Annotated in this window: 19 protein-coding genes; 9 read left to right on the plus strand and 10 right to left on the minus strand. The window is 32.6% G+C overall.

Going from position 1 to position 22,968, the window contains the following annotated elements; all coding sequences use genetic code 11:
* Nucleotides 1–111 precede the first annotated feature (111 nt).
* The 3 genes from rpsI to pmbA form a co-directional block, all read right to left on the minus strand.
* Nucleotides 112–504, minus strand: coding sequence for a 30S ribosomal protein S9 (gene rpsI, locus CKBE_RS00130; protein WP_015237584.1), 393 nt, complete (start codon nucleotides 502–504; stop codon nucleotides 112–114).
* Nucleotides 505–513: 9 nt separating this feature from the next.
* On the minus strand, nucleotides 514–942 hold the full coding sequence (gene rplM, locus CKBE_RS00135) for a 50S ribosomal protein L13 (RefSeq protein WP_015390078.1): 429 nt from the start codon (nucleotides 940–942) through the stop codon (nucleotides 514–516).
* Between the two features lie 220 nt (nucleotides 943–1,162).
* Nucleotides 1,163–2,503 (minus strand): metalloprotease PmbA, encoded by a 1,341-nt coding sequence (pmbA, locus tag CKBE_RS00140; protein WP_015390079.1) that lies wholly within the window; start codon nucleotides 2,501–2,503, stop codon nucleotides 1,163–1,165.
* A 172-nt stretch (nucleotides 2,504–2,675) separates the two neighbouring features.
* Here pmbA and CKBE_RS00145 point away from each other — a divergent pair, with 172 nt between their 5' ends.
* Nucleotides 2,676–3,362 (plus strand): alpha/beta hydrolase, encoded by a 687-nt coding sequence (locus tag CKBE_RS00145; protein WP_015237587.1) that lies wholly within the window; start codon nucleotides 2,676–2,678, stop codon nucleotides 3,360–3,362.
* Here CKBE_RS00145 and CKBE_RS00150 read toward each other — a convergent pair.
* The gene (locus tag CKBE_RS00150; protein WP_015237588.1) at nucleotides 3,348–5,780 is read right to left on the minus strand and encodes a GNAT family N-acetyltransferase; all 2,433 of its coding nucleotides are present in this window, start codon (nucleotides 5,778–5,780) and stop codon (nucleotides 3,348–3,350) included. The genes CKBE_RS00145 and CKBE_RS00150 overlap by 15 nt on opposite strands.
* A gap of 133 nt (nucleotides 5,781–5,913) precedes the next feature.
* Between CKBE_RS00150 and gltX the strand changes: the two genes are divergently transcribed.
* The 3 genes from gltX to CKBE_RS00165 all read left to right on the plus strand — a co-directional run bounded on the left by gltX (nucleotide 5,914) and on the right by CKBE_RS00165 (nucleotide 11,573).
* Nucleotides 5,914–7,341 (plus strand): glutamate--tRNA ligase, encoded by a 1,428-nt coding sequence (gltX, locus tag CKBE_RS00155; protein ID WP_015390080.1) that lies wholly within the window; start codon nucleotides 5,914–5,916, stop codon nucleotides 7,339–7,341.
* A gap of 296 nt (nucleotides 7,342–7,637) precedes the next feature.
* The gene (locus CKBE_RS00160) at nucleotides 7,638–10,499 is read left to right on the plus strand and encodes a ribonucleoside-diphosphate reductase subunit alpha (RefSeq protein WP_015237590.1); all 2,862 of its coding nucleotides are present in this window, start codon (nucleotides 7,638–7,640) and stop codon (nucleotides 10,497–10,499) included.
* Between the two features lie 30 nt (nucleotides 10,500–10,529).
* Complete coding sequence (locus CKBE_RS00165) at nucleotides 10,530–11,573, plus strand: ribonucleotide-diphosphate reductase subunit beta (RefSeq protein WP_015237591.1); 1,044 nt, start codon at nucleotides 10,530–10,532, stop codon at nucleotides 11,571–11,573.
* A gap of 100 nt (nucleotides 11,574–11,673) precedes the next feature.
* Here CKBE_RS00165 and prmA read toward each other — a convergent pair whose 3' ends face one another.
* The 4 genes from prmA to aroQ form a co-directional block, all read right to left on the minus strand.
* Entirely contained in the window at nucleotides 11,674–12,600 is a 927-nt protein-coding gene (gene prmA / locus CKBE_RS00170) for a 50S ribosomal protein L11 methyltransferase (protein WP_015390081.1), read from the minus strand.
* Between the two features lie 48 nt (nucleotides 12,601–12,648).
* Nucleotides 12,649–13,995 (minus strand): acetyl-CoA carboxylase biotin carboxylase subunit, encoded by a 1,347-nt coding sequence (accC, locus tag CKBE_RS00175; protein WP_015390082.1) that lies wholly within the window; start codon nucleotides 13,993–13,995, stop codon nucleotides 12,649–12,651.
* A 9-nt stretch (nucleotides 13,996–14,004) separates the two neighbouring features.
* Complete coding sequence (gene accB, locus CKBE_RS00180) at nucleotides 14,005–14,427, minus strand: acetyl-CoA carboxylase biotin carboxyl carrier protein (protein ID WP_015237594.1); 423 nt, start codon at nucleotides 14,425–14,427, stop codon at nucleotides 14,005–14,007.
* A gap of 85 nt (nucleotides 14,428–14,512) precedes the next feature.
* A complete protein-coding gene (gene aroQ / locus CKBE_RS00185) occupies nucleotides 14,513–14,947 on the minus strand; it encodes a type II 3-dehydroquinate dehydratase (RefSeq protein ID WP_015390083.1) in 435 nt (144 codons plus the stop codon).
* 372 nt (nucleotides 14,948–15,319) lie between these two features.
* On the opposite strand from aroQ, the gene CKBE_RS00190 reads away from it, so the two are divergent.
* The 4 genes from CKBE_RS00190 to CKBE_RS00205 all read left to right on the plus strand — a co-directional run bounded on the left by CKBE_RS00190 (nucleotide 15,320) and on the right by CKBE_RS00205 (nucleotide 20,099).
* Nucleotides 15,320–17,215 (plus strand): ribonuclease catalytic domain-containing protein, encoded by a 1,896-nt coding sequence (locus CKBE_RS00190; RefSeq protein WP_015237596.1) that lies wholly within the window; start codon nucleotides 15,320–15,322, stop codon nucleotides 17,213–17,215.
* A 64-nt stretch (nucleotides 17,216–17,279) separates the two neighbouring features.
* Entirely contained in the window at nucleotides 17,280–18,116 is an 837-nt protein-coding gene (aroE, locus tag CKBE_RS00195; protein WP_015237597.1) for a shikimate dehydrogenase, read from the plus strand.
* Nucleotides 18,117–18,165: 49 nt separating this feature from the next.
* Nucleotides 18,166–19,260: an LptF/LptG family permease gene (locus tag CKBE_RS00200; RefSeq protein WP_015237598.1), complete on the plus strand. Its 1,095-nt coding sequence runs from the start codon at nucleotides 18,166–18,168 to the stop codon at nucleotides 19,258–19,260.
* Entirely contained in the window at nucleotides 19,257–20,099 is an 843-nt protein-coding gene (locus CKBE_RS00205; RefSeq protein ID WP_015237599.1) for a symmetrical bis(5'-nucleosyl)-tetraphosphatase, read from the plus strand. Before CKBE_RS00200 ends, CKBE_RS00205 begins: the two co-directional genes overlap by 4 nt.
* 1 nt (nucleotide 20,100) lies before the next feature.
* Here CKBE_RS00205 and ruvX read toward each other — a convergent pair whose 3' ends face one another.
* Together ruvX and CKBE_RS00215 are read right to left on the minus strand one after the other, a co-directional pair.
* Complete coding sequence (ruvX, locus tag CKBE_RS00210; protein ID WP_015237600.1) at nucleotides 20,101–20,517, minus strand: Holliday junction resolvase RuvX; 417 nt, start codon at nucleotides 20,515–20,517, stop codon at nucleotides 20,101–20,103.
* Nucleotides 20,510–21,085 carry a YqgE/AlgH family protein gene (locus CKBE_RS00215; protein WP_015237601.1) on the minus strand — a complete coding sequence of 192 codons (576 nt, stop codon included), beginning with the start codon at nucleotides 21,083–21,085 and terminating at the stop codon, nucleotides 20,510–20,512. Before CKBE_RS00215 ends, ruvX begins: the two co-directional genes overlap by 8 nt.
* 473 nt (nucleotides 21,086–21,558) lie before the next feature.
* Here CKBE_RS00215 and hemL point away from each other — a divergent pair, with 473 nt between their 5' ends.
* Entirely contained in the window at nucleotides 21,559–22,848 is a 1,290-nt protein-coding gene (gene hemL / locus CKBE_RS00220) for a glutamate-1-semialdehyde 2,1-aminomutase (RefSeq protein ID WP_015237602.1), read from the plus strand.
* Nucleotides 22,849–22,968 lie beyond the last annotated feature (120 nt).

Genomic DNA, 22,968 nt, shown 5'->3' on the forward strand with positions numbered 1-22,968 from the left:
TGAACCATAATAAAAACAGAAATGAAAATTATAACTGATGAGATACAATATTCATGTATATGAATACAAAAAACTAACGGTCGTTATTAAACGACCGTACAAAAAATTAAATTAACGTTTACTAAATTGTTTTTTGCGACGTGCTTTCCGTAGTCCAACCTTCTTTCGTTCAACCTCTCTAGCATCACGAGTGATAAATCCAGCATTAGATAAAGAAGGTTTAAGTTCTTTATCATAATCTACTAGAGCTCTAGTAATGCCATGACGTACTGCTCCAGCTTGACCAGTCTCACCACCACCATAAACATTGGCCTTTATATCAAAAAAATCTAGATAACCAACCTTAACCAATGGTTGCTTAACAATCATTCGACCAGTTTCACGAGCAAAGAAATCATCCAGTAATTTACCATTAATCGTAATTTTACCTGTACCCTTCTTAATAAAAACCCTGGCAACAGAAGTCTTGCGTCGGCCAGTTCCATAATTCCAATTACCTATCATACTCGTTCCCTAGAATTCCCTAGCAATAGGCTGCTGAGCAGCATGTGGATGATCAGCACCAGCATACACCTTAAGTTTCTTTATCATTGCATATCCCAAAGGACCTTTAGGCAACATGCCTTTAACAGCCTTTTGAATTACTCTGCCTGGAAAACGTTGTTGCATTTTTTCGAAACTTATCTCACGTATTCCACCTGGATATGTAGTATGTCTATAATAATTCTTATCTCTAGCTTTATTGCCAGTAACTACTATATCCGCTGCATTGATTATTACAATAAAATCACCCGTATCAACGTGTGGTGTGAATTCAGGTTTGTGTTTTCCGCGCAAAAGTCGTGCAACTTCGCTGGCTACACGACCTAAAATCTTTCCCTTGGCATCAATAACAAACCAGCTTCGCATAACTTCATGCGGTTTAGCCACAAAGGTCTTCATGTCAATCCTTAGTATAAAAATCCAGCTAAAAGCTGGTGATAATAAGACCTATCGAGAATTTTCAATTCAGACAATCCGAACCGAAAAATATAAATAATGCCTAGACGTTATAAATCGTCCGTACAATAATTGAAAGGTCCAATTTTTGATTCTTACACAAAACAATATTATTTGCAATCAAAAACATTGGTATAACAAGACTTAGACTAAACCAATTAATTTATAATCCAGCTATTGACATATTTTCTATTAATACTGATCCTGTTGTTTTAGTACCTCTTGAAATAACATCAGATCCAATTAAAAGAATTTGTCTGAACATGTCTCTTAAATTCCCAGCAATTGTTATCTCTTGTACTGCATGCTGTATCTCACCATTTTCTACCCAAAATCCAAAAGCTCCTCTTGAATAATCTCCTGTAACATAATTAACACCTTGTCCTATTAGTTCAGTTATTAGCAAACCTCTATTCATTCTCTTTATCATTGACATTAGATCATCAGTTTTTTTCGTTTTGGAAGAGATCATACAAATATTATGTGAGCCACCTGCATTCCCTGTAGTAGACAATCCTAACTTCCTGGCAGAATAAGAAGACAAAAAATAACCATTAATAACCCCCTTCGATACAACAGAACGTTTTATAGTAGAAACACCCTCAGAGTCAAAAGAGGTACTACCAATTGCTCCATCTATATGCGGATCCTCTATAATGTCTATATGATTAGAAAAAACACTCTTTCCTAAAGAGCCAGTCAGGAAACTAGCATTCCTATACAAGGCTCCTCCGCTAGCCGCCTGAACAAAAGAGCCTATTAGCCCTAAAGCAACCGGAGCTTCAAAAATAACAGGAAAGTTTCCAGTTGATATGCGACGGGCAGACAATCTAGCAATAGATCTTTCTGCTGCATATTTCCCAATATGCACTGGATCTGATAAATTTAATGGATTACAGTTCGAGTCGTACCAATAATCCCTTTGCATATTGCCTTGATTATCTCCAGCTATTGGCATAACTGACAAACTGTACTGAGAAGAAATTCTACTTCCAAAAAACCCAAATGTATTTCCTAATAAAGAATAACTCTGACTTGAGTTAACAAAGGATCCATCAGTATTCACTATTCTATTACTAAAATTTATAGCAGCCTCTTCTGTCTGCTTAGCAATAGATATCATGTCTTCCACAGACTTGGACCATAAATGATATAACTTAAAGTCTCGGAATTCCTTAGCCAATAAATCCTCCTCTGGAAGACCTGAAGCCTCATCAATAGCAGTATATCTCGCTATATGCCAAGCAGCTTCTACTGTCTTGCTTAAAGCATCAGGAGAAAAATCAGAGGTGGATGCTGAACCACTCTTCTTGCCATCAAATACGACTATATTTAACATCCTATCATGTGACTTTTCTATGGTTTCTACACAGCCCTTACGCACAGAAACTGACAATCCCTTGACTGTAGAGATTTCTGCATATGACTGGTTAGCGCCAAGTCTATTTGCGCTTTTCAATGACCTCTCAATGAGATCTTGGAAATGTTCTTTATTTTTATCCATAACCTATAATGAAGCAGTTTTTAATTCTTTAATGAATCTTACACAAAGCTGGTAATACTAGTATTATAATATAAGTATTGATGAATATTTACCTGTCACAATTAATTTATATTAAATAATATGATAATTGGCTTATTACTAAGTTGAGTTATACATTCAAATTAAATAGCTTATGTTAAAAAACGAAAAGAAAACTATAGAAATAGAGACTAGCATAGAACCATCACATACATTAATATGGCTTCATGGATTAGGAGCAAACGCACAAGACAGCATACAAATTCTAAGTAATTTGGATATTAGAAACTTAAATACACGCTTCATATGCCCTAATGCTCCTGAGAGGATTATATCAGTAAATTGCGGGCTAAAAATGCAAGCATGGTACGATATAAAATCAAATATAATTGATGAAAATGAAGATATCTGCGGGATAAAAGAATCCGTCTGCATTATAAATGATTTGATAAATAGAGAAAAATCAAGAGGTATTAAACCTGATAATATTATCTTAGGTGGATTTTCACAAGGTTGTGCGCTAGCATTATATGCTGGATTAAGCATAACCGAAAAAATAAATGGTATAATTGCCCTATCCGGTTATTTGCCTATGAAAAAAGATCTGATTAGCAAATTAAATCAACATCGAGATATAAATATCTTTGTTGGACATGGGATAAATGATCCATTAATATCTCCATCCTATCCAAAAGAATATGTGGAGATATTGAGAAAGAACGGTTATAACAATATAAAACTTAAATATTACGACATAGCCCATAGTATCTGCACAGATGAGCTAAAAGATATAAGCAATGCAATAAAAGAAATGATAACAAAAAAATCAATAACGACTTAGGTCAAAATATACTCTATATATAGATTTATCTTCAGGATCAGTTTTTATAATAAAGCCAAGATTTTTTAGCAAAGATAACATGGGCCTGTTGCTACTTAAAACAAAACCATCCATGTATTTAAAACCTATTTTTTTCGCTGCATCTATCATGTAAATCATCAATTTATTACCGAGCCCAATTCTCTGCCATTTATCACCAACAACTAGAGCATATTCGACTCCTAAACCATCTTCATTACATAAAAAATGCACAAAGCCAATCATAGTATCCTCGTTGTATTTATCATTATTGGCTGATTTGTCTATAATTGCCACCAAAGCCAACTCTCGTTGATAATCAATCTGAGTATAATGAGATAACATTTTAGGAGTTAACTCTCTCATTGCAGATATGAATCTCATGTAGCGAGATCTGTCAGATAATCCTCTAATGAAATTCTGCAAGATTTCTGCGTCTTCAGGACGTATCGGCCTCACCAAACATACTGTCCCATCTTTCAAATAACACTTCTTTACTAGATCCGAAGGATATGGATGAATTGCCATGTGTGGATAAGCAACATTCACAAAATTATCATTGCCATGTTTCATGATCTCTACTGCTACATTATCAGATACTACCCCATAATCTGTAATAAAAAATGGTCCTAAACATAGTGAATAGATATCAGGAAGCGCTATCAACATCTCAGAAATTTGAACTAAAATTAATTGTAATGTACTTAAGCGATTATCGCCAATTTCTAATTTATTAACAAAGACATTACTACGTTCTATAAGTTGTCTGGCTAAAAAATTATTTAGAGGAGGTATTTCCATATTCAAAGGATTTGTATTATCAAAATTTTTATGATTAATAAAGCTACCACAAAGTTGTATAACTGGACCAAATATACTATCTCTCCATACATGTATCTCAATGGGGCCATTAGATCTAGGCAAAAATTTCCACTCTGTAGAGAATTTGATTCTCATGTCAAATGCACAAAACATTGCATCTATTTCTTGTAAATTTAAATTATGCCTGCCATTTGAAATAATTGAGCTTAATAATAACTTTATATCATCAATATTTGGCAATACATAGAACGGAATAGATGGCTGAACCTGCAACAGTAATTGCTGATTGTAATAATGTTCTGCTAATACACTAATAGCATAAGCAGCTGACTCTGGAGTTTGAAACACCGATATCATATATCTGTTACATATTTTCACTAAGGATGTCGCTGCAATATCAGCCATCAAACAAATTACTATTGGTTTTTTTATTTCAGGAATTATGTTTAATAATGCCTCAACTATAGATAGCATGTCTGAAGAATAATCAGGAGCTATCAGCACAAGAATACCATCTATATCATCATCAGATAAAAACAAATTCATTGCTTTTATAACAAGATCCTTATCTAATGAACTATGAATTATAATTGAGCAATGATCAATTACTGATATTTTATCAAACAATAACTTTATAGATTCCCTGGTATTGCTTGATAAATTGCTCTTTAATAGCATTGGGGAAGCATATATCATATCAACGGCTAGTCTAGATAGTCCTATGCCATTTGAAAACAAGGCAATTCTTCTACCATTTAATTTATTTGGATAAGATAATATTCTTACTGCAGAAAATAACTGTGAAAAATATCTTATCCTAACCACGCCTGTTCTACGCATAACAGCACTAAACACAACATCATCATAATCATGATGACCTGCTTTTAATACTATTACAGGCTTTATCCTAGCCAATGCTCTTAGCGCACTGATAAACTCACGGACATTGTCCATGTTTTCTAAATACAAGACAATACTCTCGGTATAATAGTCCCAAATCAAATAATCTATTACCTTGGATAAACTAAGTGACGTTTCTTTCCCTATAAATAAAACTAACGAAAATCCTATATTGTCTCTTGAGGCCCAGTCTATAATTACCGACACAATAGACCTAGATTGAGATATTAAAGCAACTCTACCTTGTCTAACAGAAGGAAAATTAGGGCTTAAATTTAAAGAAATACTTGGGCGCTGTATACCAAAAGAATCAGGCCCCAATAACTCGCACTTACAATCACTAGCCCATCTTTTACACAAATCTCTTATGTTTTTTGAATATAATGATGCATCATGATTTAATATAATAGCAGCCCTGGGATTAAACTTACTTAAAGAATAAAGTGTCTCCTGTAAAATATCATTAGAAACACATACGAGGACAAGATCCACGGAATCTATAATACTAGGGTTACATTTACCGTAGTATTTTACATACAACTCTTTATTTTTAATACGATCAATATCTATAAGATTTTTTTTTATATTTTCAGGCAAAGATATGTTATTTATTTCCTTGTCGGTGCAAATTAATAATGAAGATGGATCTAACAAAGAAGAAAGAAAGTGCCTTGACATTAATTTATACTATACTCCATCAAAAATAAGATAAAACAAATAAAAATATTTACTGTTATTATAGTATTTTCTAGACAATATATTTTTATTTAATACAAATAAGTGTTCAATTCTAACAATTTAATTTATTTATATGAACTCCTACACTAATAATAACGTGCGTGTTCGTTTCGCTCCATCCCCAACAGGTTTCCTTCATCTGGGAGGTGCTCGTACAGCATTGTTTTCATGGGCTTTTGCCAAACACAATAACGGTATATTTTTATTGCGCATAGAAGATACTGACATAAAGAGATCAACTAAAGAAGCTATAAAATCCATCATGGATGGCATGACATGGTTAGGAATAATATCAGATGAAGAGATAGTATATCAAACTCAAAGAATGGAGCGCTACCGAGAATTACTAAAAAAAATGCTTAACGAAGGTAATGCTTATTACTGTTATAGTTCAGCTGAAGAAATTGACAAAATGAGAGAAGAAGCTAGGAAAAATGAAACAAAACCAAAATATGATGGCACATGGAGACCTGAGCTTAATAAAATAATGCCAAATATACCAAAAGATCGCAATCCAACAATAAGATTTAAAAACCCATCAACAGGGATAGTAACATGGAATGACATGGTAAAAGGAAGGATTAGTTTTAAAAATGAGGAACTTGATGATTTAGTAATAGCTCGTTCTGATGGCACTCCTACATATAATTTTTGTGTAGCCATAGATGACCTGGATATGGGCATATCTCATGTGTTACGAGGAGATGATCATGTCAATAATACACCTAGGCAGATTAATATACTAAAATCACTGAATGCAAAAATTCCCGAATACGGACATCTGCCTATGATATTAGGAACAGATGGCGAGAAGTTGTCAAAGAGACACGGGGCCATGAATATTATGGAATATAAATCTAAAGGCTACCTTCCTGAAGCAATGGTAAACTATTTGGCTCGCCTTGGATGGAGCCATAATAATGATGAGATATTTAATACTAGGCAGCTAATAGACTGGTTTGACATTAAACATCTATCCAAGTCTCCGTCACAATGGGATCCTAAAAAACTTGACTGGATTAATTCATACTATATAAAACATACAGATACTCATAATTTAGTGAATATGGTAATGCCGATGATAACAGCTCGCAATTATGAGCCTAACGAAAATGATCTAGGATCTATAATAGACCTTTTTAAAGAAAGGTCTACAACTCTAAATCAACTTGCTGAAAATGCAATAATTTTCTATAAAGAGACTATCAATATAGCAGATGATATAAAAAATAAGTGTACTGATGATCAAACAATTCAACTTATACGCAAATTCATTTCTATTGCAAATAACGTAGACTGGAAAATAGAAGAAATAGATAGAGTTATTAAAACTATAATTACAGAAAACAATATAACAATGAAACAAATTGCATTGCCACTAAGAATATATTTAACAGGAGAAGCAAATACTCCATCTATCAATAAAGTCTTATTACTATTAGGTAAGGAAAAGGTACTTAGCCGTCTAAGAAAGACTCTTGATAATTACAAACAGCTCTAATATTTAATTATAAATAAGCGTCTCACAGAATTGAAAATTGGTGATAGTTATTAAAATTTAATCATAGTCAAATATCTTTTTAAGAAATAGGCTAAGAAATTTTATCAGCAAATTTTTCTCTTGTAAGTTAGGGGATCAATAACTAAAATTAGTCTATTACATCTACACTTCGATCCCCTAGGTCTGCTTGAGACACTGTCTCTTTTTAGATATTAACAACAACTGTTAGGATACTCTTAGCAAATCCAGGCGATTAAAGAACCTTAAAATTTAAGCCTTGATTTAGGGATTTAATCATGCAAAAAACAGTAATTTCTATAACTGATGACTCATCAGCTGTAAGCAAAAAACAACAAAATTATATTGACAAATGGTCTGACTATAAAGTAATTAGACGAGATGGATCTGTAGCTGATTTTATTCCAATCAAGATTAATATTGCAATAACAAAAGCATTCATAGCAGTACGCAATGACCAAGGTATAATGTCCGCTAGCAATAGGGAGCTAATTGAAAAACTTACAAATCAAGTTATATCTGCTCTGATACGGAACAAACCTAGTGCTGGATCATTTCATATAGAAGACATTCAAGATTATGTTGAATTATCTCTAATGAGAGCAGGTCTTCAAGATGTTGCTAGAGCTTATGTTCTATATAGAGAAAAAAGAAATCAAGAAAGGATTATATCAAAAACCATAATAGATAAAAAAAATAATACTGAAGATGAGAACTCTATAACAGTAAAAGAAAATAATCAGTTAAGAACAATTAAAATATCTTCGTTAAAATCAATTATAAAATCAGCCACCACTGGACTAGAAAATGTTATAAAAGAAGTCGATATAGAAATAATTATAAAAGAAACTCTTAAAAATCTATACGAAGGCATACCAATTAAAGAAGTATTTAAATCTATAATTCTAACGACAAGAGCAAAAATAGAGAAAGAACCATCCTATAACTATGTAACTGCTAGGTTACTACTACACACAATAAGGAAAGAAGTTCTAGGGAAAGATATCTCTCATGAGGAAATGCATAAAAATTATGCAGATTATTTACCTGAATTCATTAAAATTGGGGTAAAAGGTGGGATTCTATCATCTGATCTTGAAGATTATGATCTAAATTTGCTAGGGAATGTAATTGATGCTAACAGAGACCTAAATTTTAAATATCTTGGACTGCAAACCTTATATGATCGTTATTTTTTGCATCTAAATGGAAAACGGATAGAACTTCCACAAATATTTTTTATGAGGGTTGCTATGGGCATAGCAACTAAAGAACGAGACAAAAACCAAAAAGCAATAGAATTCTATAATATATTGTCTTCTTTTGATTTTATGAGCTCTACTCCTACTTTATTTAACTCTGGAACTAAACACGCTCAGATGTCATCCTGCTATCTAACGACAGTGCCTGATAATCTAGATGGCATATATGAGTCTATAAAAGAAAATGCTCTGCTAGCTAAATATGCTGGCGGACTTGGTAATGATTGGACCCCAGTACGAGCATTAAGGAGTCATATAAAAGGAACAAATGGAGAAAGCCAAGGAGTAGTTCCTTTTTTAAAAGTTGTTAACGATACAGCTGTTGCTGTTAATCAAGGAGGTAAACGTAAAGGAGCTGTATGTACCTATCTTGAAACATGGCACTTGGATATAGAAGAATTTTTAGAGCTAAGAAAAAATACTGGCGATGAAAGAAGACGTACCCAAGACATGAACACATCTAACTGGATACCAGATCTTTTCATGAAGAGAGTAATGAACAATGAAGATTGGACCCTATTCTCTCCATCAGACTGTCCAGATTTACACGAAAAGTATGGTAAAGAATTTGAGAAGGCTTATTCTAAATATGAAGCCAAAACAACAAATGGAGAAATCACCTTATTCAAAAAAATACCAGCTATATCTCTGTGGAGAAAAATGTTATCAATGTTATTTGAAACTGGTCATCCATGGATAACGTTCAAAGATACATGCAATATAAGATCTCCACAACAGCATATAGGTGTAGTTCACAGCTCCAATCTATGCACTGAAATAACATTGAATACAAACGAGTCTGAAATAGCAGTATGTAATTTAGGATCCATAAATCTAAATAATCATATGAAAACAACAGATAACAAGTCGTTTGAACTTGATCTGAAAAAATTACAAAATACTACTAAAGTAGCAATGAGGATGCTAGATAACATTATTGACATAAACTATTATGCGGTATTGAAGGCAAAACAATCAAATGAAAAACATAGACCTGTTGGGCTAGGCATTATGGGATTTCAAGATTGTTTACACATGATGCGCATATCCTATGCATCAAAAGAAGCTATAGATTTTGCTGATAAATCTATGGAAGCAATATGCTACTATGCTTATCTAGCTTCTAGTGACCTAGCGAAAGAAAGAGGTAAATATAACTCATTTAAAGGATCTCTATGGTCACATGGCATCTTGCCACAAGACACTATAGACATATTAGAAAAAGAAAGAGATGGTTATGTTGAAATGGATAAATCTAGTCAACTCGATTGGAAATACTTAAGAAATCATATCTTGGAAAATGGAATGCGCAACTCAAACTGTGTTGCAATAGCACCCACAGCTACAATATCAAACATAATTGGTGTGTCTGCAAGTATAGAGCCAACCTTCCAAAACCTTTATGTTAAATCTAACCTGTCTGGAGAATTTACCATTATCAATGAATACCTAGTTGACGATTTAAAACAACTAAATATTTGGGATGAAGTAATGGTTGCAGATATAAAATATTTTGATGGCAGCCTATCACGTATAGAACGCATACCGCAAAATATACGTGATTTATATAAAACAGCTTTTGAAATTCAACCAGAATGGCTAGTAGAGTGTGCTTCGCGTCGTCAAAAGTGGATAGATCAGTCTCAGTCTTTAAATATATACATGTCAGGCGCATCAGGAAAGAAATTAGATGAAACATATAAGTTAGCATGGATAAGAGGATTAAAAACAACATACTATCTACGAGCTATGGGGGCAACTAGTACAGAAAAATCTACAGGTCAAGGCGGAGAATTAAATTCAGTTAATATAAAGAAAGAGCAATCAAAAACGTGTCAGATAAACATTAATGATCAAGAATGTGAAGTCTGTCAATAAAATTTACTGTTACATAATAGGACATGTATTATGACGAACGCACAAGATTCAAGAACCAAAAGAATTATCGCTTCTGAAAAAAGGATAATAAATGGCAAGACAGATGTAAACCAATTGGTACCATTCAAATATAAATGGGCCTGGGAAAAATACTTGAGTTCGTGCGCTAATCATTGGATGCCTCAAGAAGTTAGCATGTCACGTGATATTGCCTTATGGAAAAATCCAAATGGTCTAACAGATGACGAAAGGTTAATTGTAAAAAGAAATCTAGGGTTCTTTGTAACAGCTGATTCTTTAGCTGCTAATAACATAGTGCTTGGCACATATAGACACATTACTGCTCCTGAGTGCCGGCAATTTTTATTAAGACAAGCTTTCGAAGAAGCCATCCATACTCATGCATATCAATACATAGTTGAAAGTTTAGATCTTGATGAATCTGAGATATTTAACGCTTATAACGAAATCGAATCAATAAGAGCAAAAGATGAATTTTTAATACCATTTATAGATGTAATATCTGATAAAAAATTTCAAACTGGAACATTAGAGGCAGATCAAACTCTATTAAAATCTATAATAGTATTTGCTTGTCTAATGGAAGGTTTATTTTTCTATGTTGGATTTGTTCAAATCCTATCCTTAGGAAGGCAAAATAAAATGACTGGTTCTGCAGAACAATATATGTATATATTGAGAGATGAATCAATGCATTGTAATTTCGGAATAGATCTTATCAACACAATAAAACTGGAGAATCCTCAGCTATGGACACGAGAATTCCGAGAAGAAATAACCTCACTATTCTATAAAGCTGTTGATTTAGAATATGCTTATGCAGAAGATACAATGCCAAGAGGCGTCTTAGGTCTTAATTCAACCATGTTTAAATCTTATCTAAGATTCATAGCTAACAGAAGAGCTCAACAAATAGGTCTAGATATTTTATTTGAACAAGAAATTAATCCATTTCCTTGGATGTCAGAAATGGTGGATTTAAAAAAAGAACGAAATTTCTTTGAAACTCGTGTTATTGAATATCAAACTGGTGGCACTTTGACTTGGGAGTAATAGACTAAACTACTTGGACAGAAAACTTGATAAAGAAGACTATGCATATTTTATAATGTATGATAGTCTTCCATATTCCAGTTAATATGACACCATATCTTCATTCAATATATTTCTTTCCATACAAACATACCCAACCATCTATTTCTTTCCAGACGTGAAGTTTGATATTTGGTAAATATACTGATACTACATCTTCTATCTGATTAGACAAAATACCAGACAAAACTAAATAACCATTATTCTGAACCATTGAATATAATTTATTAGCCATCAATTGGAGCGGTTTAGATAAAATATTAGCGACAACAACTTCGTACGTGTTAAAAGGCATATCTTCTGGAGCACAAACTATTAAACTAACATTGTTTATACTGGCATTATGTTTTGCACAAGAAATAGCTTGGCTATCTATATCTACTGCCACTACCCTTTCTGCTCCTAATTTTAAAGCAGTAATTGCTAAAATACCAGAACCACAACCATAATCTAGTAATGAAGATCTTTCCTTAATATTATTATCTAGCCATGATAAACAAAGGCTAGTAGTAGGATGGCTACCTGTGCCAAAAGCTAAACCTGGATTTATTTCTATATAATGAATATTACTTGGATTAGTATTAGTAATATTACTATAAATATCATTCTGATTAATGCTGGAAACTATACAGATTCGTTCTGTTACTAAAATAGGAGAAAACTTAGACTGAACTAATGAAACCCAGTCCAATTCCTCTAGCTCAACCACAGAAATATAATCCACATCTTTATTACTCATTGCCAAATGATCTAGAGCTGAATTCAACATATCTAAAGGATTTTCCTCATTTGAAACTAAAACATTTACCCTATTTCTGCTCCAATGAAATTGGGCTTCTGAAAATCCAGGCTCTAAAAAAAGAGGGTACTCTTCCGCGCTATCTATATCAGCATCTTCAATTGAAACAGACAATGCTCCCAGATTTATAAATGCATCAGATAAAGAATCCATGTAAATGGCTTTACAATAAAAAGATAATTCCTGCAAAAATGACTCCCGGAAATATTATGATTTATCACTAACTAACACTAACAGCTATATTCTTTGCGATAACTTCTGCTCTAAATAATGAATGCTAGTGCCACCCTCAAGAAATCTAGAATCTTGTAATAATTCTCTATGTAAAGGAATATTAGTTTCAATACCGCCCACTACCATCTCTGATAAAGCCACCTTCATCTTAGATAGAGCTTGCTCCCGACTGTCACCATATGTAATCAACTTAGCGATCATTGAATCATAATAAGGAGAAACAACGTAACCATCAAACACATGCGAATCAACTCTAACACCAGGACCGCCAGCAGTGTGCCAATTTGTTATCTTTCCTGGGCTAGGTAAAAAATTAGATGAATTCTCTGCATTTATTCTACACTCGATGGCATGTCCCTTTATTTTTATATCTCTCTGTCTTAATGCTAGCTTCTCTCCGGCAGCTATCTTTATCTGCTCCTGAACTAAATCAATACCAGTAATAAGCTCTGTAACAGAGTGCTCTACTTGGATTCTAGTATTCATTTCAATGAAATAAAACTCACCATTTTCGAATAGAAACTCAAAAGTTCCAGCTCCTCTATATCCAATCTTTCTACAAGCATCTACACATCTATCACCTATACGTTCAATCAACTTCCTAGGAATGCCAATTGCTGGGGCTTCCTCAATTATTTTCTGATGGCGACGCTGCATAGAACAATCCCTTTCCCCAAGCCATAACGCTTGGCGAGCTCCATCAGATAAAACTTGTATCTCAATATGTCTAGGATTTTCTAAAAATTTTTCTATGTAAACACTAGGATTATTAAAAGCAGCATCTGCTTCTGATCGAGTCATAACAACTGCATTCAACAATGCAGCTTCAGTATAAACAACTCTCATGCCTCTACCACCACCTCCCCCAGCTGATTTTATGATCACTGGGTATCCTATCTGTCGAGCTATATCTAATATAGAAGGTGGATCATCTGCAAGAACACCGTCAGATCCCGGAACCACTGGAACTCCTGATGCTATCATTATTCTCTTCGCGCAAACCTTATCACCCATTTTACGTATGGTTTCAGGCCTAGGACCTATAAAAACAAACCCGCTTCTTTCAACTCTTTCTGCAAAATCAGCATTCTCTGATAAAAAACCATAACCAGGATGAATGGCTTCTGCATCTGTAACCTCTGCAGCAGAAATAATAGCCGGCATATTCAAGTAACTATCTTTTGATGCAGCAGGACCTATGCACACAGATTCATCGGCTAAACGAACGTATTTTGCATCTTTATCTACGTCAGAATGAACCACGACAGTTTTTATGCCCATCTCACGACAAGCTCTTTGTATTCTCAACGCGATTTCACCACGATTAGCTATCAGTATTTTCTCAAACATTTTGACCATTTAACCAATAATAAATAAATGTTGACCATACTCAACAGGCGCCCCATTATCTACCAATATTGCTTTTATAACTCCTGACTTATCAGCTTCTATCTCATTTAATAATTTCATAGCTTCAATTATACAAAGCTGATCACCCTCTTTTACTACTTGTCCGATATCCACAAAAGGCAAGGCACCAGGACTTGATGATCGATAAAAAGTGCCAACCATTGGAGCCTTAACAATATAAGAATTATCCGTGACATCATCACTTGCTTTGTTCTCTGTAGAATTGACCAAATCTATAGTAGAACTAGTTTTATAATTAGATTTAGAAGACTTAACGATACGAACCCTATCATCACCTTCTGTTATTTCAAATTCTGTAATATCTGATTCAGCAACCAAATCTATTAATCTTTTAATTTTCTCAAAATCCATGTTTTTCCCAAGAGTGAAGCCAAGAATCCAAATAATGAATATATATCTGGAACTAGTTTGGTTCTTCTAAAACCCACAATAATTATTAATATGTTATAGCATATCTTAATGCTGCTTCATATCCAGTAATTCCTAGGCCAGAAATAACACCAATAGCAATATCAGATAAATAAGATAAGCTTCTAAAAGACTCTCTTTTATAAATGTTAGATATATGTACTTCTATGAAAGGAATGGAAATCGCAGATATTGCATCACGCATGGCTATACTAGTATGAGTATATGCACCAGCATTAATAATAAGAAAATCATTTTTCTTGAAACGAGCATCGTGAATTGTATCAATAATATGACCTTCATGATTACTCTGCATAATGGAAATACTAACCCCAGCTTCAGAAGCAATGCTTTTAAGGCTATTATCAATCATAGACAACGATAGATTTCCGTAGATAGTTGGTTCTCTAACACCCAGTAAATTTAAATTTGGGCCATGTAACACTAGTATGTTTTTTGCCATTGAACGCTACCATAGTATATAACGAATTATTTTAAATAAATTATTTCAATCTAGTGGAAGCACTACGGATTGTTTAAGATAACAATATCCTGTATTTTATATAACTAGAAGAATATTACTAGAATTATAACCTATAATTCTAGTCTATGTATTGTTCTAGAATAAAACTAATTATATATTTAATATGTTATGTAAAATAGGTAATGGTTTATAGATATAAAGAAAATACATAGTAATCTATTATTCTGAAAAAGTTAAAAATGCCATGATTTAATTAATATTTCATTGAGAATTATAAATTTATAGAGCATTAACATTATTAGAACAATACTAAATATAATAATATTCACTTATCAAAATATAGAATAAACCATGAATATGTATGTTTTCTACGATGAAGGAAAATCCTTCAAGACAGGTAGTATAATCTCTGAAACAGAGAATAACATTCAAATAATCTCGGAGCACGGCAAACACATAAAAATTAAACAAGTGAATTGTTTATTTAAATTTGATACTCCTGATCCACTTGCTCTAATGACAGAAGCTAAAAATCTAACAAAAGAACTAGATGCAGAATTTCTATGGGAATGTTCTCCTAAAAACAACTTTAAAGCTATAGACTTAGCAGAAGAATATTTTGGACACAGACCAACAAATATAGAATATGTTAGCGTTTTGATTTTATTACATAACTCACCTATATATTTTCACAAGAAAGGTACTGGGCAATATATATCAGCTACAGAATATGCAATATCTTCTGCTTTAATCGGCATAGAGAAAAAAAAATTAATAGAGCAAGAACAAGAACATCTGAAAACCCAAATGTTGAATGGCATTCTACCTAAAACTATACATGAAAATGCAGAATTATTAGTAACAAGTCCAGATAAACAATCAATTCAATGGAAAGCATTAAATTCAGCATGTATGGAATTGCAAAAATCTCCTGAGCAACTTCTTCTGTCATTAAAAACATGGCCTAACCGATTAATACTATTGAAAAAAAAATTCATCTCAGCAAATTTTCCAAACGGATTAGATTTCCCTAAGGCTTCTAATATTAAAAAAAATAGAAATCTAAATTTATCCAATAATGAAATATACTCAATAGATGACAAAAATACTATAGAGATAGATGATGGCCTATCTGTAAGAGAGCTAGAAAATGGCGAGGTAGAAGTAGGCATACATATAGCAGCTCCAGGCTTGGGGATAGAACCAGGTAGCATATATGATACGAATGCAAGATTTAGAGCATCTACTATATATATGCCTAGCGAGAAAATTCAAATGCAACCCGATGCAATATTAGATGAATTCTCTCTTGATAAAGGAAAAGAAACTCCAGCTTTATCTTTATATGTTATTTTTGATAGGGATTACAATATTATTAAATCTAGCTCCTGTATAGAACTTGTAAAATTAAAAGATAATTTGCGCACTAATCATCTTGAAGAAGAATACACAGCATCTAATTTAGACAATCCTGAGAAGGATGTAATATACTCAAACTGGATAAGACCATTATGGAAAATTGCTCAGAAGTTAAATTCCTCAAGACAAGTTAACAGAGGATTTTCAGAAAACAATTCTTACGTAGATTTTTCCATTTATCTAGAAGGAGACACTAATAACCCTGACACCATAGTGCAGATAGAAAAAAGAAGAAGAGATTCTCCTATAAATTTAGTAGTCTCAGAATTCATGATTCTTGCAAACTGCTTATGGGGGGGGCTACTAAAAAAATATCATATTCCTGGAATATATAGATCCCAACAACCGATGAGTAGAGTAAAAGTTGGAACTATACCTCTACCGCACTCTGGGATAGGAGTACCACAATACATATGGAGCACTTCTCCACTACGAAGGTATGTAGATCTTGTTAATCAATGGCAATTAATATCTATAGTTGAAAATGAAATAGCTGCGCCTCTATTTTCCCCATTTAGAAATAGAGGAAATGAGCTTCTGACTATAATACAAGAATTTGAACTCCGATATTCCGTTATATCAAATTTTCAAAATGAAATAGAGAATTACTGGTACATAAAATGGCTAATACAAAATGGGATAAAAAAAACCATAGCACACGTAATCAAGGACAATTTGATAAAATTAATCGAAGTCCCACTATTTGCAAATATAAGTGACATGCCAAAAAACCCAAGAGGAACAGCTATGGAAGTAGAAATCACTGACATTGATGAATTAAATTGCAAGCTAACCTGTAAATATATACAGCGATCTGAATCTATCTAAAAATAGGTAAAATTATAATAACCCTATTATAGAATAATCTTTAATATTTATAGGAAATATTTTAATGAAAAAATATGCAGTAGTTGGAAATCCTGTTGCTCATAGTCGATCACCAGAAATACATATGATGTTTGCAAAACAAACTGGTATTTTAATATCTTACGATAAAATTATTTCATCAGAAGAAAAATTTAATAAAACCGTTAGGAGTTTCTTTGATGAAAATGGATACGGATTAAACATCACAGTCCCTTTCAAGATGAAAGCATTTTCAATAATAGATGATAATTTAATATCAGAAAGAGCTAAAATAGCTAAAGCCATTAACACAATCTGGATAAAAGATGGGCTCCTACATGGCTGCAATACTGATGGTGTAGGACTATTAAGAGATCTAACTAGATTGGATTTTAATTTTAAAAATGCCAGGATATTAATTGTAGGGGCAGGAGGAGCTGCTAGAGGAGCACTTCAAGCCCTATTAAATACTTCTTGCTCTGAAATCCATATTGCAAATAGAACAGTTATTAACGCACAAAATTTAGTAGAGGAATGTAGGAATAATGATGACAAAATAATTGGTCATGGATCACTTGCAGATTCAAATAAAAATGGACCTTGGGACCTTGTTATAAATACTACAACAAGCAGCCTGTCTAATCTAGCACCAACTCTTCCTGGAAACTTATATTGTAAGGACAATTCCCTTGCATATGATATGATGTACAGTAAAGATGAAACACCTTTTATGCGCCAAGCTAGATTAGATGGAGCTACAAATTACTCAGATGGATTAGGCATGTTAGTAGAACAAGCAGCTGAGAGTTTTTTTATTTGGCACAATTCAAGACCAAATACTATAACCGTAATAGATAATATAAGAAAATTAATGTCTAAATAACAATTAACACTAACACATTACTGATTTTAACATTACAATTAAGAGTTGAATGTTTACTATTAATAGTTATCTAGCTAAAAATACATATAGATCATGTCTCATTGTCTTGTTGTCTCTTCTGAGTTTATTTACTATTTTTTCATTAATAGAAACTATAGAGGATATAGATTCTATTACTATTAGTATATTTTACTTTCAAATCCTGAGCGCTCCTGGACGTTTATATGATCTAATACCCATCAGTATTTTAATAGGTACTGTATTATCTATAAATTGGCTATCGATAAATAATGAATGGCTAATACTTAATATGTCAGGCATAAGCAATATTAAGCTTATTTCTACCCTGTGGTTAATAAATATTCCAATAGTAATATTCTCTTTATTTCTTTCTGAATATATAGTACCAGTTGCTGAAATGAAGAATCTGAATAATCAAGTAGCAAATAAGAAAAAACAAAATAATAATCAATTTATAAGTGGATACTGGATAAATGAAAACATAAATTCTAAAAACACAATAATTAATATAAATGATATGAAGGCCAATGGAGAAATTGAAAAAATTACATTATATGAATTTGGACAAAACAGAAAACTTGCCAAAATATATTTTGCTGATCATGGTAAATTTATAAAAAAACAAATGATACTAAAAAATGTAATAGTAAAAACTCTAAACAATCCTCTTTGCGAGACTTTAATAGACAATCATCAAAAAAAATATATAGACACAATATTTTTTGAAAACATACGTTACGATACAAATATAAATAAAGAATTTCTACTTGCCAGCAAATTACCAATAGACAGGGTACCACTGTCTACCCTATTTAAATATAAAAAAAGCAACATTGCCTCCTATATACAAGAAGTAGAATTATATAATAAACTGTTGTATATATTGTCCTTATTTTTAATGATATCTATAGCTACAAATATCATTAAAAATAATCATATTAAAAATGGCAATAGAATAATCGAAACATTAGTAATTGGTATTATCTTATTCATAATAATTAAACTATGTCCTATAATTGGCTCATTCTATAATTTATCTATAATCTCAACAACTTTAATTCCTGGTGTAGCTATTACAATATTATCAATTTGCAACATTATCCAGCGAGAAAATATAGAATGATAGAATATGATGAAACTATTAAAAAAGAAATTTGGGCAATTGGAGATGTACAAGGTTGTTGCGATCAACTACAAGAGCTATTATCGCACAATATATTTTCAGACAATAAAAATATAGAATTATGGTTTGCCGGAGACATGATAAATCGTGGCCCAAAATCACTAAAGACCATAGAATATATAATGAGTTCAAATAAAAGAAATATTTGTGTTCTTGGAAACCATGATCTACACTTGCTAGCCACATTTGCTGGGCTAAGAAAAACATCTAGATCTGATACACTAGAAGAAATATTAAATTCCCCTAATATATTAGACATTATAAATTGGTTGAGATTTCGCCCGCTTGCTCATTTTGATAATGGCAATCTAATGGTACATGCTGGCGTAATGGCGCAGTGGGACATAAAAAAAACATTATCTCTAGCATCTGAAATACAAGATTTGCTGCGTGATAAAAACTGGCAAAATAATATTAAAAAAATATTCGGCAATACATCATTAGTTTGGCATGATGAATTAAAAAATAATAAAAGACTTAGAACAATTACAAATGCATTGACTAGAATTAGACTATGCACTATAAAAGGCAAGATGATTTTTTCTATTAAAGATCCTAAACTCATAGAATCAGATAACAATATAGTTCCTTGGTTTAGACTTCCTGATAGAAAAACAAAAGACATCACAATAATCTTTGGTCATTGGTCCTCACTGGGTTTATTTATAGAAGAAAATCTGATGTGTCTAGATACTGGATGCGTATGGGGGAAAAGCTTAACAGCAGTTAGGCTTAATGATCGCAAAATTATAAGTGTTAATTGCAGTAATAAAATATAAATTAATGACAGCAATAGTGATATTTAAAACTATCAAAGTAATTCTGTAATATTACAGCAGCCGCTACTGCATCTTCGATGGCATTATTTTTTGATAATAAACTCTGAGCTTCGATGCTAGAATATCTCTCATCTACAAAATCTACCTTTATGTTGAACCTCCCATTGACCTGATTAGCAAAACGACGACATCTAAATGTCATTTCTTGCTCAGAACCATCTTTATTTAAAGGTAGTCCTATTATGACATGATCAACACCCCACTCTTTTAACAAAAAATCTATCCTTTCAAAACGAATAGAGTTCTTTTCAGACTGAATAATCTCAAGAGGACGAGCCTTTAATGTTAAAGTATTACCTAATGCTACTCCAATTTTTTTTATGCCAAAATCAAAGGCTAACAATACCTCCTCAGTCATAACAAGCATAATCCACAAGACTTGTCAAGTTATTAATTCCTAATAACCCTAAAGCAGCCCTATACCTATCCTTAGGAGGCAAATCAAAAATAATGCTAGACTCAGCTGGGACACTTATCCAATCATTATGATATATCTCATCCTCCAGCTGTCCTGCTGACCACCCAGAATACCCCAAAGAAATCAGTAAGCGATTTGGTCCTCTGCCATCAGCCACATCCTGCAATATGTCTCTAGACGTCGTTAAAGCCAATTCTCCTAGTTTTATAGTAGAACCATAATTGCTATTATATGGGTGCAAAATAAAACCGCAATCAGATTGCACAGATCCTCCAAAAAAGACCATCTTGTCCTTAATTGTAGATATCTCAAGACTTAGGTTGATTCTTTCAAATAAATTACCTAATGTAAATTCAGTTGGTTTATTAATAACCAGACCCAAAGCCCCCTTTGAGTTATGCTCACAAATATAAATCACAGATCCTGATAATCTATTATCTAAATCGCAGGATGTAGATATTAAAAAATGATTTACCAGATTAATTGAAGTACTATCTTTATGTATCATATAATTCCCACGATCAAAAATATAAAAATATTATTAAAAATATCTATAATCTATAAATAATCCCTAGATGAAATATATTAAAGATAATTATGGAAATTTTCATTATTAAGTGCATTTAAATAAATTATAGAGATAGTAGTAATATTATAAATAATGTTTTCATTAGTTAAAAACTATATATATCTAAAATAGTAAAAATATTCTATGATATCATGTCAAATGTTTTTTGAGTACATAAGAAAAAATATAACAATAGCTAAATAATTTATTAAAAAACGCAAAAACAAAGTTTCATTAAATAAAACAAAGCAATTTGCATTATAAAAATTAATAAGCTTATAATGTAGCAGTTGTCGTTTGCCATAAAAAACAAAAATGGCATGATAAGCCCTTTGTAAGGTTATTTATTAGAATATGTTAATATTCCCTTACAAAGTTGTTACATCATAGTTTCACAGTAAAATATTAATACCATGATTTCTAATACAGATCTCTTTGAACGAGCACAACAATTTATACCTGGTGGAGTTAACTCTCCTGTTAGAGCATTCTTATCTGTTGGCGGTTGTCCTCGTTTCATCAAAAAAGCATATGGCCCTTATATTTGGGATGCTGAAGGAAAACAATATATAGATTATGTCGGATCATGGGGTCCGGCAATTTTAGGGCACTCTAATCCTGAAGTTATAAATTCCGTTATAGAGGCCGTTAAGAATGGATTATCATTTGGAGCCCCGACTGAAGGAGAAACTGAACTAGCAAAACTTATAATTTCAAGAATACCTTCAATAGAACAAATACGTTTAGTTAGCTCAGGGACTGAAGCAACTATGACTGCAATACGTCTAGCTAGAGGCTTTACTAATAAGACTAAAATAATCAAATTTGAAGGATGCTATCATGGACACTCTGATAGTTTACTAGTAAAAGCAGGATCTGGACTTCTAACTCTAGGGCAACCAACATCTTCTGGAGTGCCAACTAGCTTTATAAAAGACACTATAGTACTAGAATTTAACAATATAGAATCAGTAGAGAAGGCATTTGAACAACATGGTAAAAATATTGCTTGCATTATAGTGGAGCCGATTGCAGGCAATATGAATTTAGTAAAACCCAAAGAAGGTTTTTTAAAATTTTTGCGTAATATTTGCACTCAAAACAATTCTCTACTAATATTTGATGAGGTCATGACTGGATTTAGAGTCGGACTGAGATCTGCTCAAGGTTTATTTGGCATATCACCAGATATAACAACACTAGCCAAAATAATTGGTGGCGGATTACCTGTTGGGGCTATAGGGGCTAGGAAAAATATAATGGAACATCTAGCTCCACAAGGTGGAGTATATCAAGCTGGCACACTATCAGGAAACCCTATTGCAGTTGCAGCAGGAATTGCTACTCTGAAACAATTAGGTAAGCCAGATTTTTATGAAAACCTAGCTAAAAATACAAATCTATTGACATCAGAACTTCAAAGAGTGGGAAGAAAGGCTGGATTCCAGTTTTCCTCGGATTTTGTAGGAGGAATGTTTGGTATATATTTCAATAATATGGTGCCAACATCTTTCATAGAAGCATCGAGTTGCAACTCAGAATTATTCAAATGTTTTTTCCATGAGATGCTTGATCAAGGTGTTTATCTAGCTCCATCATCTTTTGAGGCTGGCTTTTTATCATCCACACATGATGAGAATGTTATTCAGAAAACCATAGATATAGCAGAGAAAGTATTTAGAAAGCTAGAAAAACAAACATAGCGCAATAGAAATTTTATTTTTTATTGATTAGAAAAATATTTAAAGGTTAATTTTAAGAGCGAAAATCAAGCTGGGATAGTTCTAATGCCTAGCTTGATTGAGGCGCTCAATGTAATTACT

The organism is Candidatus Kinetoplastibacterium blastocrithidii (ex Strigomonas culicis) (assembly GCF_000319245.1).
GTDB lineage: Bacteria > Pseudomonadota > Gammaproteobacteria > Burkholderiales > Burkholderiaceae_B > Kinetoplastidibacterium > Kinetoplastidibacterium blastocrithidiae.

Bases quoted from the DNA above. Each gene is read 5' to 3' on its own strand.
- hemL (WP_015237602.1), top strand. From the start codon at position 21,559: ATGATTTCTAATACAGATCTCTTTGAACGAGCACAACAATTTATACCT.
- CKBE_RS00215 (WP_015237601.1), bottom strand. From the start codon at position 21,085: ATGATACATAAAGATAGTACTTCAATTAATCTGGTAAATCATTTTTTA.
- gltX (WP_015390080.1), top strand. From the start codon at position 5,914: ATGAACTCCTACACTAATAATAACGTGCGTGTTCGTTTCGCTCCATCC.
- pmbA (WP_015390079.1), bottom strand. From the start codon at position 2,503: ATGGATAAAAATAAAGAACATTTCCAAGATCTCATTGAGAGGTCATTG.
- ruvX (WP_015237600.1), bottom strand. From the start codon at position 20,517: ATGACTGAGGAGGTATTGTTAGCCTTTGATTTTGGCATAAAAAAAATT.
- aroE (WP_015237597.1), top strand. From the start codon at position 17,280: ATGAAAAAATATGCAGTAGTTGGAAATCCTGTTGCTCATAGTCGATCA.
- aroQ (WP_015390083.1), bottom strand. From the start codon at position 14,947: ATGGCAAAAAACATACTAGTGTTACATGGCCCAAATTTAAATTTACTG.
- CKBE_RS00150 (WP_015237588.1), bottom strand. From the start codon at position 5,780: ATGTCAAGGCACTTTCTTTCTTCTTTGTTAGATCCATCTTCATTATTA.
- CKBE_RS00145 (WP_015237587.1), top strand. From the start codon at position 2,676: ATGTTAAAAAACGAAAAGAAAACTATAGAAATAGAGACTAGCATAGAA.
- CKBE_RS00190 (WP_015237596.1), top strand. From the start codon at position 15,320: ATGAATATGTATGTTTTCTACGATGAAGGAAAATCCTTCAAGACAGGT.
- CKBE_RS00200 (WP_015237598.1), top strand. From the start codon at position 18,166: ATGTTTACTATTAATAGTTATCTAGCTAAAAATACATATAGATCATGT.
- CKBE_RS00160 (WP_015237590.1), top strand. From the start codon at position 7,638: ATGCAAAAAACAGTAATTTCTATAACTGATGACTCATCAGCTGTAAGC.
- rplM (WP_015390078.1), bottom strand. From the start codon at position 942: ATGAAGACCTTTGTGGCTAAACCGCATGAAGTTATGCGAAGCTGGTTT.
- accB (WP_015237594.1), bottom strand. From the start codon at position 14,427: ATGGATTTTGAGAAAATTAAAAGATTAATAGATTTGGTTGCTGAATCA.
- rpsI (WP_015237584.1), bottom strand. From the start codon at position 504: ATGATAGGTAATTGGAATTATGGAACTGGCCGACGCAAGACTTCTGTT.
- CKBE_RS00205 (WP_015237599.1), top strand. From the start codon at position 19,257: ATGATAGAATATGATGAAACTATTAAAAAAGAAATTTGGGCAATTGGA.
- CKBE_RS00165 (WP_015237591.1), top strand. From the start codon at position 10,530: ATGACGAACGCACAAGATTCAAGAACCAAAAGAATTATCGCTTCTGAA.
- accC (WP_015390082.1), bottom strand. From the start codon at position 13,995: ATGTTTGAGAAAATACTGATAGCTAATCGTGGTGAAATCGCGTTGAGA.